The following is a 15,693-nucleotide window of genomic DNA, read 5'->3' as shown; positions in this document are numbered from 1 at the left end:
CTGGGATGTTAAATAATCTGCTCGTAAAAAAAGTATATTTCATCTATTATATAGATTTGGAAAAGTAATTGCAACAACTATTTATTGAAAAGGGTAGAATTGACAACAATAATAGGTGTATAATGAATTTAGGGTTTAGTGAAAGGGGTTAGACATGGCAACAACACATACGTTTTCAAAAGGTGAAGAGATAGCTAATGCTATTACTCATGGTATCGGAGTCGTCCTAAGTATCGCAGCACTTGTTTTATTGGTTGTATTTGCAAGCATTCATGGTTCAGTTTGGCATATCGTTAGTTTCTCCATTTATGGAGCTACCATGCTTTTACTATATTTTTCTTCTACAATGGTTCATGCCTTACCAAAAGGGAGGGCAAAAGATTTATTTGAAATCTTTGATCATTCTTCCATCTATTTGTTTATTGCTGGAACGTATACACCACTTTTATTTATTGTTGTTCAAGGTGCACTTGGATGGACTTTATTTGGAATTGTTTGGGGAATTGCAACCATTGGGATTGTGTTTAAAATCTTTTTTGTGAAAAAATTTCTGTTTCTTTCTACTGTTTTTTATATAGCAATGGGTTGGTTGGCTATTTTCGCCATTAAGCCGTTGGTCCAAACACTTCCAACGACTGGAATAGCCTTGCTATTTATTGGTGGAATTTGTTACACAGTAGGAACGGTCTTTTATGTGTGGCGAGGATTTAAATATCATCATGCTATTTGGCATCTATTTGTTTTAGCTGGTACGATTGTCCATTTCTTTTTAATTTTACTTTATGTATTACCGATTTCTTAATTAAAAGCCAGTGAACTGTTTTGTTCGCTGGCTTTTGTTCTGTGTTAGGGATCGGTGCTTGTTACTCATTTGATTCTTTTTAGAATTGAAGTGGTTAGGGTAATGTATGGATGACACTAAAGTATATAGACGGTATAATTTTTAGGAGGAGGGAATTACAACATGTATGTGACAGTTAAAGAATTAGCGAAATACTTAGATTTATCAGAGGATTATATATTACAACAAATCCGTTTAGGGCACGTAAAAACAATATTTGATGGAGAAAACCACTTGTTAAATCAGGAGCAATTTCTTTGGCATAAGGAACAGCTTGATATAAAACGTAAACAGTTAACACTGGAAGCTGAGGAACCGATTCCTGAAGATTGGGATGCTAAAGATGAAGATTAATACATAGACTAAATGTATGAACACAATACCAAAAAAAAGGTTGTGATCTGGTGGGGAAAGTGGTTGTTGTGCTCATGCTTTGTTTCTTTGGCTTAGTTGGACCTTATTCTGTACAAGCAGAACAGACAGAGTTACTCAAAGCAAAAGAGCATCAAAATAAGCTAATGACAAAAAAAGAATTTGAATTACCTGAAAATTTAGTTCGGTTTGTGTATAATTCAGGATACACATTTGAATACCCAGAGGATGGGGTGCGTGGTGTGTATGTAACAGGCAATTCTGCAGGAGGAGAACGATTTAACAGTTTACTCGAATTGCTCAATAACACCGAATTGAACTCAATGGTCATAGATATTAAAGATGACCATGGTTACTTAACTTACCGACCTGAAGAAGGATCTCCTTACCATGATATTTCTCAAAATTTTATTGGGAATCCAGAGAAATTAATGAAGACATTAGAGGATAATAACATTTATCCGATTGCTCGTATCGTTGTATTTAAAGATACGGTTTTAGCTGAAAAGAAGCCTGAACTATCGTTTAAAGATAACGGAAAAGTTTGGAAAAACGGGAGAGGAGAAGCATTCGTTAACCCATTTTTAAAAGAAGTATGGGATTATAATATTACGATTGCAAAAAAAGCTGCCGAACTCGGTTTTAAAGAAATTCAATTTGATTATGTTCGTTTTCCTGAAGGGTTTGAACGAAGGGATGAGGTTCTTGAATATGAGGGAGGAGACTATACTGATGGGGAGAACAATGCCCAAAGAAGGGTTGCTGCTGTTACAGATTTTGTTGCTTATGCTAGGGAAGAGCTTTCTCCATACGGGGTAGATGTTTCGGTTGACATTTTTGGTTATGCAGCAACAATTACAGAAGCTCCAGGAATAGGACAAAACTTCTCAAAGATTTCGGAAAATGTCGACGTGATTTCTTCCATGATTTATCCTAGTCATTGGACACCTTATTTTGGCATAGATAAGCCAGATTTATACCCTTATGAATTAACTAAGGCTTATGCAAAGGTAGAAAATGAAGTATTAAGCGGATTAGATAATCCGCCGACTTCGCGCCCATGGATTCAAGATTTTACGGCATCTTGGCTGGGTTCAGGTAATTATAAACGCTATGGTTCAGAAGAGGTAGAAGCTCAAATTAGAGCTTTAAATGAGCAAGGAATTAACGAGTTTCTACTTTGGAATGCCTCAAATCGTTATTCAGATGGCGTTAATTATAAACCATGATAAAAAAGTAAATTTAGGAAAGGCTAAATCATACAAGATTTGGCCTTTTAAGTGTGAATGTTAAGTTAATTCAGGTGCTTAAAGAAGGATTGTTACTTATTCTCGTTCATCTATCAAGAGACAAGTTTTAATTTAGAGGATAACTGTGTAATTGTATGAGATGTTTGCATAATATAGAAATGATAGGAATAAAAGGGTTGTTTCGCAACTAAATGCGTAATTGGTGAAGTTTATCCTTTTAAGTAGAAAGCTTATACTAAGGATATAAAGTATGATGGAGGTCTGAAAATGAATTGGTATGAGAAGCTAAATAAATATTTTCCGATAGAAGAAATGAAGTCGAAGGAACATATGGAATTACTTTTAAAAGAAAAAGCTGATATTTACCATAAAGATGAAGGCCGAAATCATGTTATGATGTATGTAGAAACTGACGATTTCGTCTTTGTCGATTATCTTTTTGTCTCAAAGGATGCAAGAGGCCAAGGACTCGGAAAGAAGTTGTTAAATCAACTAAAACAAAAACAAAAGCCAATTATCCTTGAAGTGGAGCCAGTGGATTATGAAGACACAGATACAAAAAAGCGCCAACGCTTTTATAGTCGAGAAGGCTTCAAGCACGCACAGTCAATTGGGTACAGAAGACGCTCGCTTGCAACGAATGAAGTAAATGAATTAGAAATTCTTTACTGGTCACCTACAGATGAACCAGAAAAAAGCATTTACGAAAAAATGAAGCACACTTACGAGAATATTCACACGTATAAAGATAAAGAACTTTATGGTGAGTCTTATGAAGATGTTGATGTAGTTCTCACTTATGAAGAAGATAAGGACCAAGCGACTGTGTAGGGATTGAATCGTTCATTAAATAATGAGGTGATTCGTTTGAAACGTAAAGTTATAAAGCGTAAGAAAAAAAGAGAGATGCTAAAAGATTTTCTAAAGAAAAATGTACAAGATTGGAAACAACGAACAAAGCGAGGCCCTATGCCACAATCATCGCGTCGAACAACAGCTTAATAGTAAACCGAAAGTAATTTAGTAAAAAAAATCCGTTCTCACGAAATATGAGATCGGATTTTTTTAAAGCTCTAGTTGTTTTTCTTGTTTTTTCCTTTTTCTCTTATCGGTTATATCGTAAATGACTGGAATAAGAATTAACGTAATAAAAGTAGAAACAGTTAAACCAAAAACAATTACAATGGCCATAGGCTTTTGAACTTCTGTTCCCTCTCCAAACCCTAATGTGAGGGGGATTAAACCTAGTATCGTTGTTAAAGCAGTCATTAAAATCGGTCTTAATCTTGTAGGACCCGCTTCAATGATTGCCTCATAGGTTGAAAGCCCCTTGTTCTTTAACGTATTGATGTAATCAACGAGTACAATCGCATTATTTACCACGATGCCCGTTAAAATTAATATCCCAATGAGAGAGCCAACGCCAATAGGTTGGTTTGTTAAAAGTAATCCAAAAATGATCCCTATAGCTGTAACGGGTACAGAAAACATAATAATAAATGGATAAAAAAAGGATTCAAAGCGACCTGCCATAACCATATAAACAAGAACGACAGCTAAGGAGATGGCTCCACCTAATTTGAAAAAAGCGTCATTCATCTGTTCATTTTGTCCTCCAAATGAGATCCGGTAACCACTCGGTAAAGTGGTTCGTACTTCTTCTTTCAGTCTTGTTTCAATATCATCAATGACACTTCCTAAATCACGGTTTAAAATATCGGCTCGCACGGTGACTTCACGTAAACGATCGGCTCTTCGAATAGAACTAGGACCTTGTCCAAGTTCAATATTTGCAACAGCTGCTAAAGGAATTCTCTCACCGGTTGGTGTATCAATTAACAGTTGCTCTAATTGATCAACTGAGGCTGTATAACGGTCTTCGACTTGTAAGCGGACATTAATCTCTTCTCCATTACGGGCTAAGCGAGTAGCGATCATACCTCTAGTCGCATTTCCAATTGTGTTGGCAATTTGAGCGCTACCTACTCCGTAGGACGCGGCGGCCTGTCGATTGATGACAACTGTCACCTCTGGATTTCCTTCTGTGTAGTTAGACGAAGGTTCTCGTATTCCGTCCACTTTTGAAATGCTCGTAATAATATTATCTGTAATTCTTTTTAATGTTTGAAGGTCTGGCCCTTTAACCGTAATGGATACAGGGCTATCAGAAAATCCGGTGTCACTAGCCGAAACCGAAATATCTGCATTAGGAATAATCTGTAGACGTTTGCGAATATCTTCGGCGATCATCAGATCTGTTCGATTCCTTTCCCTCACATCCTTAAGCAAGATACTATAAGAAGCTCGGTTCGCTTGAGAGCCTGCTCCGATCGTAAAGGTATCGGTGCCTCCAACGGTTACAAAAGAAAGATCAACCTCAGGAATCCACTCAAGTTGTTCATCAATCTCTTTTGCCGCCTCATTGGTAGCTTCTAAAGAAGTACCTACCGGCATTCTTACATCTACACTGATGAAACTTTGATCTTGAGCTGGTAAGAATTCTGTCCCGAGTAAAGGGATGCAAGCAAGGGCAACAGCTAGAAGAGCGAATGTAGAATAAAGAATGGTTTTTGGCTTTGTTAATGCGGCAGTAAGTAATCGTTTATATAGAGCTCTGGTTCTATCAAAACCACGTTGAAAAGCTGATGTATCGTCATTCACTTGCATAAAGGTGGACGATAATAAAGGCACTATGATTAGGGCTGTAATTAAGGATGCAAGTAGTGAAAAGGCAACTGTAATCGCAAGTGGTTTAAACAATTGAGCGGCTAAACCATCTACAAAAACAATGGGAAGAAAGACGACAACTGTTGTTAAGGTCGAAGCCACAATCGCCCCGCCAATTTCATTGGTCCCATTAATAGAGGCTTCCTTCATTCCTTCTCCTAATTGCCTTTTTCTGTAGATGTTCTCTAAGATAACGATTGCGTTATCAACCATCATCCCAACACCTAGTGCAAGCCCTCCAAGCGTTAAGATATTTAGCGTTTCTCCATAAAAATAAAGAAAGAGGAACGTTGTAATAATTGAAATAGGAATAGAAAGCCCGATAATAAGAGTACTTCTAACATTCCTTAAAAAAGTATATAAAACAAAAGCAGCTAAAACCCCGCCAAGAACAATGTTCCAAGCGACGGCACGAATGGATTGTTCAATAAAACGGCTCTGATCAAAGATTGTTTCAATTTCGACACCTTCTGGTAGAAGGCTCTTTAATTCTATTATCTCTCTATTAATGGACCTTGCTACTGTAACTGTGTTAGTACCAGATGCTTTAAGTACCGATAAGCCTACAGTAGGTATTCCATTCAAATAACTTTGCTGTGAAATGGGCGCGGTTGTCTCAATGATTGTGACAAGTTCACCAAGAGGAATTAAACCTTCACGAGTTGTGATTGGTAAAATTTCCAGATCGTAAACCGATTGAAATTCCCCGGTAACACGTATAGGCAAACTCTGATTAGCATCTTGTATTTGTCCACCTGGAATATTAAGATTCTCGCTACCGATAAGTTGTTGTAAATCCGTTATACTTAGGCCATAATTCGCAAGACTCTCAGGATCAACATCAAGACGAATTTCTTGGTCAATTCCTCCTTCTATCTGAACAGCAGCCACACCATCAATAGAATCAAGCCTCGGTTGAATTTCATTTTCAATGAGCTTTTTAGCCTCAGCAATGTTTTCTCTTGGTTCAGTTATCGCTAGCTGAACAATTGGAAGCATACTAGGGTCAAAGCGCATCACTTGAGGAGCAGCAACTCCAGCAGGTAAATTTTCGCGAATTTGATCAATTCGCTCTCGCATAGTAAGGGTAGCAAAATCAAGATTTGTACCCCAGTCAAAGGAAACGAGAATTAAAGCTCCGCCTGTTCTAGATGTAGATGAAACGGATTCAACGTTTGGTACACTTGCTATCATCTCTTCAATAGGACGCGTAATGAGTTGTTCAATTTCCTCAGGACCAGCCCCTTCATAAGAGGCAGTAACGGCTACAACTGGAAAGTTTAATTCAGGGAAAAGGTCGACAGGTAGATTTCGTAACGAAACCGTTCCTAATATAATTAATAGGACGATCACCATTGCCATTGCTACTGGCCTAAGTACAGAAAGTTTTGCTAAATTCATCGCTTTTTTCACTCACTTCGAATCGTAATTTCGGAACCGTCAGTCAATCGTTCTTTACCAGTGGTCACAATTTGATCATTCTCTTCAAGACCAGAAATCACTTCTATCCATTCTCCTTCTCTTGAACCTAGCTCTACCTCTTGCCTTCTCGCCGTATTCTCTGTGACGACAAAAACATAGGGTTCTCCGCTTTCGTATAAAAGACCGTTAGCAGGAACAACTATTGTTTCAGTAATCGTATCTAAATCGATAACAGCATTTGTTCTCATTCCGCCTTTTAAGCGTAAGGATTCATTTTCTAATGGGACCAGGACGGAAAAGGTATTCGTTTGTGGATTGATAACGGGTGATATGGTTGAGATCGCCCCAGTTAGAGTGTCATCAATTCCTGTAATAGAAAGCGTTGCAGGTAATCCGGAAGTAAGCTTGGCTACTTGAAAACTATTAACCGAAAACACTGCATCCATTTTAGCTAAATCTGAGATGACTATTAAAGGTTGACTAGGCAAAGCGGTCTGGCCAACAGTTACATCTACTTGCGATACAACGCCAGTTATAGGAGCAACTACATTTGAAGATTGCACAGCTTCCTCAGCTTGCTTAACAGCATTTTCAGCACTTTCTAATTGAATTTCGAGTTCAATCGTATTAACGAGTGTGAAATTCCCAGAACTAGCTGCTTGAGCTAACTCTGCTTGGTTAAGTGAAACTTCAAGAGATGTCTGTAGTAAGTCAATGAGTGAATCTTCAAGTTCATCTCGATTTAATTCGTCAATAACTGCACGTGAACGATCAATCGATTTCTGTAACTCTTGCTGCAATTCTTGTAGGTTACCGACATTGCTTGCGATTGATTGATTTATTTCCCTAGCCTGAGCGAGGGCTTTTTCTAACTGAGTAACTGCACTGCGAGCTTGATTTAATTGTCTAAGAGCTTCACGGTCTTCAAGGGTGAGCAATCGTTCACCAGCTTCTACTGTTTGTCCAACTTCAACGTGTAACTCTTTTACTTCAAGTGGTAGTGCTGTCACAAGAGGTACTTGATTTCGAGGAAGTACTTGTCCAGATAACTCTAGTTTTTGATTGATTGAGCTTTGCTCAATGGTTGCAACATCAACAAGCAGACGTTGCCGTTCAATTTGGTCACTTGTAATATCATCGGTAGCGCAGGCAGGAATAAAAATGAATAAGAGTACTAGCCAAAACCAATTTTTCAATGAATTCAGCTCCTAGAGAAAAATATGTATTATGTCAGAAGAAAACTGGTAAATAACAAAAATTCCACCTCTACTTAAGGTGTGACAATCATGTGACAAGTATGAGTCTAAAAAGAGAATAGTTTTAAAATGACTAAATAAACATATTTGTTTAGAAAAGATTTTTTTGTATAATAGGTTTATAATGTCATTTAGAGGGTATTTAATTAATATTATATCGCTCAACAAACCTTGTCTAATATTTGTATAATTTAAAGATATTTTATATATACAAAAGTTAAACAGAAGAGTATAATAAAAAAAAATGAATCTAAAATGACATTAAGATCTCAAACTTGAAAGGAGAGGTCCGTTATATGGTTACATTATTAACATCACCTAGCTGTACATCATGTCGAAAAGCAAAAGCTTGGCTAGAAGAGCATAATATTCCTTTTGAAGAACGAAATATTTTCGCATCTCCATTAACTATTGAAGAAGTAAAAGAGGTAGTTAGAATGACAGAAGATGGAACCGATGAAATTATTTCAACGCGTTCTAAAGTTTTTCAAGAATTAGATGTAGAGTTAGAGGCATTACCTTTACAAACCTTATTTAAGATTATAAGCGAGAACCCTGGCCTGCTACGTCGTCCTATTATCTTCGACGAAAAGCGTTTGCAAGTTGGATATAACGATGCAGAAATCCGCCGTTTTCTACCAAGAAAAGTACGCACGTTCCAATTACAGGAAGCTCAACGCTTAGTTAATTAATTAAAACCCTTCTACAATCAAATGTAGAGGGGTTTTAGAGCAATTCCAAAAGGGCGACCTTCCCTTTTGGGATTGCTCTATGCAATGAGCAGAACCGCTGCCATCTCAGAAGGCGCGCAGCGAGAGAAGCCATTGCTATCTTCGAGAAGCTTAAAAGGTTTTTCAAAGCCGAAAGCAATCAAAAAACCTCTAAGCAATGAGTATCTCATCACTTAAAGGATTACTAGGGATATTCACGCATAGAGAAGTAATATTGAGGTATTAATCTTTCTTTGGAAACTTAATACGAATAACACCGGCGATAATAACTCCTGCTATAATGAAAATTTTAAAGGTTAATGTAAACAGGGGATGCTGGCTAAATAAAGGTGCTAGCATTTCCTCATGTGTGATCATTCGACTAGCTGTATAAGCAAGGATACCGGCTCCCAAATATACAATAATAGGAAAACGGTCAAATACATTTAAGATTAATTTACTACCCCAAATAATAATGGGAACCGAAACAAGCAAACCGATCATGACTAATAGATGATCACCATGTGCGGCTCCTGCTACAGCAATGACATTATCAAACCCCATTACAAGATCAGCAATAATAATAGCTTTAATAGCGCTCCAAAGGTTTGTTCCTCCATCAATATCACGTTTATCGGCTTGATCGGATAATAAACTATACGCTATATAAATGAGAAGAGCACCGCTTATAGCAAGGAGAAAGGGAATCTCTAATAGTTGAACAGCGACAACAGTTAAGGACATTCTCGTGACTAGGGCTAAACCAATTCCAAGGATAATGGCGCGATTGCGAATTTCCTTTGGTAAATTTCTACAAGCGAGTGCGACAACGATAGCGTTGTCACCTCCTAAAATTATATCAATACCAATAATAGTTAAGAGAGAGATCAGAAAATCTGTTTCCATAATTTAGCATCATCCTTTGGCTCATTTCCATTATTTGTTTCATAATGATCATTAACACCTCATACATTTATCAATAACAGTCGCTCGTTACATGTATGGGGCTTGTCTGACCCTATAAACAAACAATATGGTTTAGGTGATAAAAATATGATGAGAAACGCTGATTTTTTGAAAATATGATATAATCCAGTTTTTAGATTTCCAATTTCAAAGGATTTATCATAAAATAGAAGTAAGCATCTTATGCTGAAGAGGGAATGAAGTTACCTATAAGATTCTTTAAAGTGAGGAAGGGAAATGAACACAAATAACGAAATAGTATTATAAGAGTTAGCTGTGTACAATTGTTATCCTTACTTAGGAATTGAAGAGGGCTGGCTAGACACCTCATCATGAGTTAGTTAAGCGGCTATTACTGATTAGGAGGGAGAGCGAAAATGGATATTGAACGCGTCAATGATACGACCATTAAGTTTTATATTACGTATACAGATATTGAGGATAGAGGCTTTGATCGAGATGAAATTTGGTATAATCGTGAGCGTGGAGAAGAGCTCTTCTTCGAAATGATGAACGAAGCGAACGATAGAGATGATGAATTTGAGTTAGATGGACCTTTATGGATTCAAATTCATGCGTTAGATAAAGGGCTTGAAATTGTTGTTACAAGAGGTCAAGTCTCAGATGGAAATGTTAAATTAGAAATTCCGGTTTCAGACAAAGATTCAGGAGAATCAAGCCTTGTTGACTTAATGGCTGGTAACGAAGATGATGAATTAGATTCGACAAATGATCATCTTGAAATTGTAATTGGTTTTAAAGATTTTGAAGATGTTATCGCATTGAGTCACAATTTCTTTATTACTGATCTATATAATGAGTTGTACCATTTTGAGGGGACTTACTACTTGCACGTACTCTTTAATGATGAGCGATATAACGAAGACGAGCAGGATGATATGTTAAGCCAAATGCTTGAATATGGATATGAATCCGATCTTTCCATCTATCGCATGAAGGAGTATGGGAAAGAGATAGTGAAGGAAAATGCATTACCGGTTATTCGTAAGTCATTTTCAAAGTAAGTGAGAATGTCATGGGTGAGTTGGAACATGCCTGAGTACACCCCAAAACAACAATTCTCGTTTGTTTATTTGAAATGGGGGGAGATCCTTTGGATCAACCCCCTTTTTTATTTCAATAGCTGGATGATTAGTGGTTGTTAATGAATGGAGAGTGTAATGAAGAATCAGTTAAATATTATGGTCTTTTTATCTGTTTTACTAGCATTGCTTTATATGACAAGAGGGTACTGGGAAGGTTGGGTTGTAGGAGCACTGAGTGTGGCCTTCTCGTTATCGGTTTTGTTTATTGCTGTTGTCATTTTCTTTGAGAACCGCCATCCAACAAAGACCTTAACTTGGTTATTAGTATTAGCTGCATTTCCGCTTTTTGGATTTTTCTTTTATTTGCTTTTTGGTCAAAATCATCGGAAGAATCGCTCTTTTTCAATGAAAGCGATTCAAGATGAGCAAGCCTTTAGAAAAATTGAAGGACAAAGACAATTAAATGAAGATCAAATGAAAAATATGGGAGGCCATCAACAATTACTTTTTCGTTTAGCCCAACGATTAGGAAATAATCCAGTTTCATTTTCTACAGAAACAAAAGTACTTACAGATGGGAAAGAAACATTTGCTCATATTCTAGAGGCATTGAAGTTAGCAGAACATCATATCCATCTTGAGTATTATATTGTTCGTGATGATGAGCTTGGACAAGAGATAAAAGACATATTAATTGAAAAAGCAAAGGCTGGTATTGAAGTCCGTTTTCTTTACGATGCAGTAGGGAGTTGGAGATTATCTAAGTTTTACATACAGGAGTTAAAAGGTGCTGGTGTTGAGATTGTAGCTTTTGCACCAGTGAAACTTCCTTTTTTGAATCATAAAATCAACTATAGAAATCATCGGAAAATTATTGTTATTGACGGTGTTATTGGATTTGTAGGTGGGTTGAATATTGGGGATGAATATTTAGGTCGACATTCTTATTTTGGGAACTGGCGAGATACTCATTTGTTTGTTAGAGGGGAAGGTGTTCGGACTTTGCAACTAATCTTCTTGCAAGACTGGTATTATCAAACAGGTGAGACGATTTTAAATCCAACGTATCTATCACCAGTACTTACATCTGTTCATGCGGATGGCGGGGTACAGATGATCGCAAGTGGCCCAGATACGCGCTGGGAAATTAATAAGAAACTTTTCTTTTCAATGATTACATCGGCGAAGAAATCGATTTGGATCGCTAGTCCTTACTTTATACCTGACGATGATATATTAAGTGCCATAAAGATTGCTGCATTAAGTGGAATTGATGTTCGTTTGCTAGTCCCTAGTCGGCCGGATAAACGCATCGTTTTCCATGCGTCACGCTCTTATTTTCCTGAATTATTGGAAGCAGGAGTGAAAGTATATGAGTATAATCGAGGCTTTATGCATAGTAAATTAATCATTGTTGATCACGAAATTGCTTCAATTGGAACATCCAATATGGACATGCGTAGTTTTCACTTGAATTTTGAGGTTAATGCATTTCTTTATCGAACAAAAAGTGTTACGACTCTCGTGAGCGACTATGTCTATGATTTGGAACATTCCAATCAGCTAAGTTATCAATTATTTAAAAATCGTTCTATTTTCCATCGTATTATTGAATCAACTTCAAGGTTATTGTCTCCTTTATTGTAGGTCACTAAGTCGCTTCAGTGCGAATAGTGGCTTTTTTTCTATTGATGAGGTAAAGGAGAATGTTTATAAAGAAAGGAGGAATTAAAGATTTAGAAGACGAACTATAGAGGGGAATAGCTTAATTGGAGGTGGATTTGTGTTTATTGCAAAATTTAAAGATGGTACAAAAATCTCCTTAGTCGATGATTGGCACCTAGACGAATTAAAGGAGCTACGAAAAAAAAGGTCATTTTTTTGTCCAGTTTGTGAAGCGTCTGTTCAATTAAAACTTGGTACAACGAGATTATGGCATTTTGCTCATGAACCTCATGCGGCATGTAGTGATTTAGGAGAAAATGAAAGTTTATATCATTTAAAGGGAAAAAAATTTTTATACCAATGGTTACAATCACATCAAGTCAAAGTTGCATTAGAATGCTATCTTCCCATTATTAGGCAACGCCCGGACCTTTTATTTCGCTTCAATGACACTCTCTACGCCATAGAATATCAATGTTCCCCGATTGAAACGACTCTCTTAGAAAAAAGAACTCAAGGTTATAATCAAATTGGCATTATTCCTATATGGATACTCGGCGGAAACAGGTTAAAACGCTTTGGTCCCCACACATTTTCACTCAAATCTTACGAATGGTTGTGTACTCATACAAGCAAGAGTCACTTTTTTCACTTAACTTATTTTTGCCCTGAACAAACTCGATTTGCTCAACTCCATCAAATTACTCCATATTCTTCTACTAAATTTTTGGCTTCTTATCATGAGAGTCCTCTTTTTAAAACACCCTTACATTCTATTGTTCAACCAAACTTTGAAGGTAAAGGCAATATGTTTGATAAATGGATGACTGTTCGAAAAAATTGGCGCTACAAAAATTTATCGCCTTACCCTGCAAAGATCGAAAGAATCATTAGGGAACTCCTCTATAAAAATGGTATACCTCCAAGTCTTTTTCCCATTGAAACAGGTTGGCCAACCGCTTATCATTACCTCATTTCCTCTTCTCCTTACCACTGGCAACTGCTTATCCTTTTTGAATGTTTGCAACACCAACCACTAAACCAGCCTTTCTCTAGAAAAATTGTTATTCAATGCCTCTTTCCTTATATAGAAAATAGATGGCTTATGCTTAGACGAATTTCTGAACCTTGGACGCAAGCGATAGACGGCTTTCTTCATTTTCTAACTCGAATTGGCTATTTAGGAAAAGTTGAGTCAAAGCAAGGAATGTTTAAAAGATTAAGAAACCCTGTTATTCCAACTAATGTAGAAGAGGCGGTGGTCCTTGACCAATCCTTGAAGCTTCGTTCATGATATCTTTTGAAAGGGGAACAATAAAGGAATAAGTGGTAAAAGAACGAATATATAGTAGAAGGGTTATCCTTGATTTAATTTGGAGGTGCAATGTATTGTCAAAAACTTTACAAAAACGTGAACAGGTTCCTGTTGAAAAAACATGGGATTTAGAGGCTATCTTTCCTAGTAATGAAGAATGGGAAAAGGAATTTAAAGCGATCCAAGTTCTTCTGCCTTATTTAGAAGCATGTAAAGGGACACTAGCAGATTCAGCAATAACGCTCTTTGTTGCACTTGAAAAACAAAATGAAGTGACAGAAAAGCTAGGAAGAGTATATACGTATGCTCATATGCGTTATGATCAAGATACGACCAATTCCTATTACCAAGGATTACATGATCGAGCGGCAAGTCTTGCTTCTCAGGTCGGACAAGTGGCTTCTTTTATGATTCCAGAATTGCTTTCGATAGATGAATCTAAAATTGAGCGTTTTATGAGTGAACATGAGGGTTTGAAAATGTATAAACAAATGTTTGCTGAATTGAACGAGCAAAGATCTCATGTCTTATCGGATAAAGAAGAAGCCATTTTGGCTCAAGCTAGTGAGGTAATGAGTAGTCCTAGTAATACTTTTGGCATGTTAAATAATGCTGATTTGAAGTTTCCAACGGTTACAGATGAAGATGGGGAAGAAGTAGAAATCACACATGGTCGCTTTATTCGATTTTTAGAAAGCGGCGATCGCAGAGTCCGTGAAGAGGCGTTTAAGGCTGTTTACAGTACCTATGATAAATATAAAAACACATTTGCATCAACGTTAAGTGGCCAGGTTAAACGAGACTTATTTTATGCAAAAGTACGTAAATATAATTCGGCTAGAGAAGCTGCTTTAAGTACGAATCATATACCTGAGGTTGTTTATGATCAATTAGTTGAAACCGTGAATAATCGCTTAGACCTCCTTCATCGCTATGTACGGTTACGTAAAAAAGTGTTAGGGGTAGAGGAATTGCATATGTACGATCTATATACTCCATTAGTGAAGGATGTAAAAATGGAGATCCCATACGATCAGGCAAAAGATCTCGTCATCAAGGGAGTTGCTCCCTTAGGTGAAGAGTACGTCTCAACGTTAAAAGAAGGATTTGAAAAGCGCTGGGTAGACGTGGAAGAGAATGTGGGCAAGCGAAGTGGTGCTTATTCCTCTGGTTCCTACGGGACGATGCCTTATATACTGATGAATTGGCAAGATAACGTAAATAACCTGTTTACGCTTGCTCATGAATTTGGCCATAGCCTACATAGCTATTACACGCGTAAACATCAACCCTATTTGTATGGCGATTATACTATTTTTGTAGCGGAAGTAGCTTCCACTTTAAATGAAGCATTATTAAATGATTATATGGTGAAAAATACGAATGACCCTAAAGAAAAACTTTACTTACTAAATCATTTCTTAGAAGGTTTCAGAGGGACGGTTTTCCGTCAAACGATGTTTGCTGAATTTGAACAACTGATTCATGAGCAGGCAGAGAGTGGTGAGGCGTTGACGCCAGAGTTATTGTCAAAACTTTATTACGATCTAAATGTGAAGTATTTTGGAAATGATATCGTGATTGATGAAGAAATTGGCTTAGAATGGGCAAGAATCCCCCATTTTTATTATAATTTCTATGTGTTTCAATATGCGACTGGATATAGTGCGGCAGCAGCTCTATCCAAACAGGTACTTGAAGAGGGAGAGGAAGCAGTTACTCGCTATTTAGGTTTCTTACAAGCGGGAAGTTCAGATTATCCGATCGAGGTTTTAAAGCGTGCAGGGGTTGATATGACGTCTTCAGAGCCGATTAAACAAGCATTAGCTGTCTTTGAAAAAACATTGATTGAAATGGAAGAATTACTAGGGGAACTTAGCTAATATGAAGAAGGGGACCAAAATGGTCCCTTTTTCATTATTAAATTTTCTTGAAGCACAAATCAACGAAAATGTGATTGTATGATCAAAAAATGACTACTATGAAAAAAGTTGAATGGTGTAAAAGCTTATATTACTTTCAGAAGCTCTTGCTTTTGAGGTTTTTTATATAGGAAAGTAACAAGTTTTGAGTGAATAAGGATATGTTTCAATTAAAGGAAGAAAGCCTTCTCGAGGGTGGCA

At 37.0% G+C, this 15,693-nt stretch carries 13 protein-coding genes; 10 read left to right on the top strand and 3 right to left on the bottom strand.

The features are described 5' to 3' along the window. Positions 1 to 154: 154 nt before the first annotated feature. The 5 genes from trhA to PQ474_RS10865 all read left to right on the top strand — a co-directional run bounded on the left by trhA (position 155) and on the right by PQ474_RS10865 (position 3,465). Positions 155 to 802 carry a PAQR family membrane homeostasis protein TrhA gene (gene trhA, locus PQ474_RS10885; RefSeq protein WP_273842951.1) on the top strand — a complete coding sequence of 216 codons (648 nt, stop codon included), beginning with the start codon at positions 155 to 157 and terminating at the stop codon, positions 800 to 802. 162 nt (positions 803 to 964) lie between these two features. Continuing rightward, the gene (locus PQ474_RS10880) at positions 965 to 1,195 is read left to right on the top strand and encodes a MerR family transcriptional regulator (protein ID WP_273842949.1); all 231 of its coding nucleotides are present in this window, start codon (positions 965 to 967) and stop codon (positions 1,193 to 1,195) included. A gap of 74 nt (positions 1,196 to 1,269) precedes the next feature. Then, on the top strand, positions 1,270 to 2,442 hold the full coding sequence (locus PQ474_RS10875) for a putative glycoside hydrolase (protein WP_273843578.1): 1,173 nt from the start codon (positions 1,270 to 1,272) through the stop codon (positions 2,440 to 2,442). A 288-nt stretch (positions 2,443 to 2,730) separates the two neighbouring features. Beyond that, entirely contained in the window at positions 2,731 to 3,294 is a 564-nt protein-coding gene (locus tag PQ474_RS10870) for a GNAT family N-acetyltransferase (RefSeq protein WP_273842946.1), read from the top strand. 36 nt (positions 3,295 to 3,330) lie between these two features. Continuing rightward, on the top strand, positions 3,331 to 3,465 hold the full coding sequence (locus tag PQ474_RS10865) for a hypothetical protein (protein ID WP_273842944.1): 135 nt from the start codon (positions 3,331 to 3,333) through the stop codon (positions 3,463 to 3,465). Positions 3,466 to 3,528: 63 nt separating this feature from the next. Here PQ474_RS10865 and PQ474_RS10860 read toward each other — a convergent pair whose 3' ends face one another. Both PQ474_RS10860 and PQ474_RS10855 read right to left on the bottom strand, forming a co-directional pair. Further along, positions 3,529 to 6,591 carry an efflux RND transporter permease subunit gene (locus tag PQ474_RS10860; RefSeq protein ID WP_273842942.1) on the bottom strand — a complete coding sequence of 1,021 codons (3,063 nt, stop codon included), beginning with the start codon at positions 6,589 to 6,591 and terminating at the stop codon, positions 3,529 to 3,531. Positions 6,592 to 6,599: 8 nt separating this feature from the next. Further along, positions 6,600 to 7,808, bottom strand: a complete 1,209-nt coding sequence (locus PQ474_RS10855) for an efflux RND transporter periplasmic adaptor subunit (RefSeq protein ID WP_273842939.1) — start codon at positions 7,806 to 7,808, stop codon at positions 6,600 to 6,602. Positions 7,809 to 8,164: 356 nt separating this feature from the next. On the opposite strand from PQ474_RS10855, the gene spxA reads away from it, so the two are divergent. Continuing rightward, the gene (gene spxA / locus PQ474_RS10850; RefSeq protein WP_035664923.1) at positions 8,165 to 8,560 is read left to right on the top strand and encodes a transcriptional regulator SpxA; all 396 of its coding nucleotides are present in this window, start codon (positions 8,165 to 8,167) and stop codon (positions 8,558 to 8,560) included. A 261-nt stretch (positions 8,561 to 8,821) separates the two neighbouring features. Here spxA and PQ474_RS10845 read toward each other — a convergent pair whose 3' ends face one another. Continuing rightward, positions 8,822 to 9,484 (bottom strand): TerC family protein, encoded by a 663-nt coding sequence (locus tag PQ474_RS10845; RefSeq protein WP_273842933.1) that lies wholly within the window; start codon positions 9,482 to 9,484, stop codon positions 8,822 to 8,824. A gap of 437 nt (positions 9,485 to 9,921) precedes the next feature. Between PQ474_RS10845 and mecA the strand changes: the two genes are divergently transcribed. The 4 genes from mecA (at position 9,922) to pepF (ending at position 15,453) form a co-directional block, all read left to right on the top strand. Next, positions 9,922 to 10,569 carry an adaptor protein MecA gene (gene mecA / locus PQ474_RS10840; protein ID WP_273842931.1) on the top strand — a complete coding sequence of 216 codons (648 nt, stop codon included), beginning with the start codon at positions 9,922 to 9,924 and terminating at the stop codon, positions 10,567 to 10,569. A gap of 156 nt (positions 10,570 to 10,725) precedes the next feature. After that, entirely contained in the window at positions 10,726 to 12,237 is a 1,512-nt protein-coding gene (gene cls / locus PQ474_RS10835) for a cardiolipin synthase (protein ID WP_273842929.1), read from the top strand. Positions 12,238 to 12,373: 136 nt separating this feature from the next. Continuing rightward, positions 12,374 to 13,549 carry a competence protein CoiA gene (locus PQ474_RS10830; RefSeq protein WP_273842927.1) on the top strand — a complete coding sequence of 392 codons (1,176 nt, stop codon included), beginning with the start codon at positions 12,374 to 12,376 and terminating at the stop codon, positions 13,547 to 13,549. A 95-nt stretch (positions 13,550 to 13,644) separates the two neighbouring features. Then, complete coding sequence (pepF, locus tag PQ474_RS10825) at positions 13,645 to 15,453, top strand: oligoendopeptidase F (RefSeq protein WP_273842925.1); 1,809 nt, start codon at positions 13,645 to 13,647, stop codon at positions 15,451 to 15,453. The last annotated feature ends 240 nt before the right edge of the window (positions 15,454 to 15,693 follow it).

The sequence above is a fragment of the Halalkalibacter alkalisediminis genome (assembly GCF_028610705.1).
Taxonomy (GTDB): domain Bacteria; phylum Bacillota; class Bacilli; order Bacillales; family Bacillaceae_D; genus Halalkalibacter; species Halalkalibacter alkalisediminis.
The sequence above is the reverse complement of the archived record's forward strand: the minus strand, read 5'-3'. Positions and strand labels throughout refer to the sequence as shown.

Coding starts and splice junctions, on each gene's coding strand:
- spxA (WP_035664923.1), top strand. CDS start 8,165: ATGGTTACATTATTAACATCACCTAGCTGTACATCATGTCGAAAAGCA.
- PQ474_RS10880 (WP_273842949.1), top strand. CDS start 965: ATGTATGTGACAGTTAAAGAATTAGCGAAATACTTAGATTTATCAGAG.
- PQ474_RS10845 (WP_273842933.1), bottom strand. CDS start 9,484: ATGGAAACAGATTTTCTGATCTCTCTCTTAACTATTATTGGTATTGAT.
- PQ474_RS10860 (WP_273842942.1), bottom strand. CDS start 6,591: ATGAATTTAGCAAAACTTTCTGTACTTAGGCCAGTAGCAATGGCAATG.
- trhA (WP_273842951.1), top strand. CDS start 155: ATGGCAACAACACATACGTTTTCAAAAGGTGAAGAGATAGCTAATGCT.
- PQ474_RS10875 (WP_273843578.1), top strand. CDS start 1,270: ATGCTTTGTTTCTTTGGCTTAGTTGGACCTTATTCTGTACAAGCAGAA.
- mecA (WP_273842931.1), top strand. CDS start 9,922: ATGGATATTGAACGCGTCAATGATACGACCATTAAGTTTTATATTACG.
- PQ474_RS10870 (WP_273842946.1), top strand. CDS start 2,731: ATGAATTGGTATGAGAAGCTAAATAAATATTTTCCGATAGAAGAAATG.
- cls (WP_273842929.1), top strand. CDS start 10,726: ATGAAGAATCAGTTAAATATTATGGTCTTTTTATCTGTTTTACTAGCA.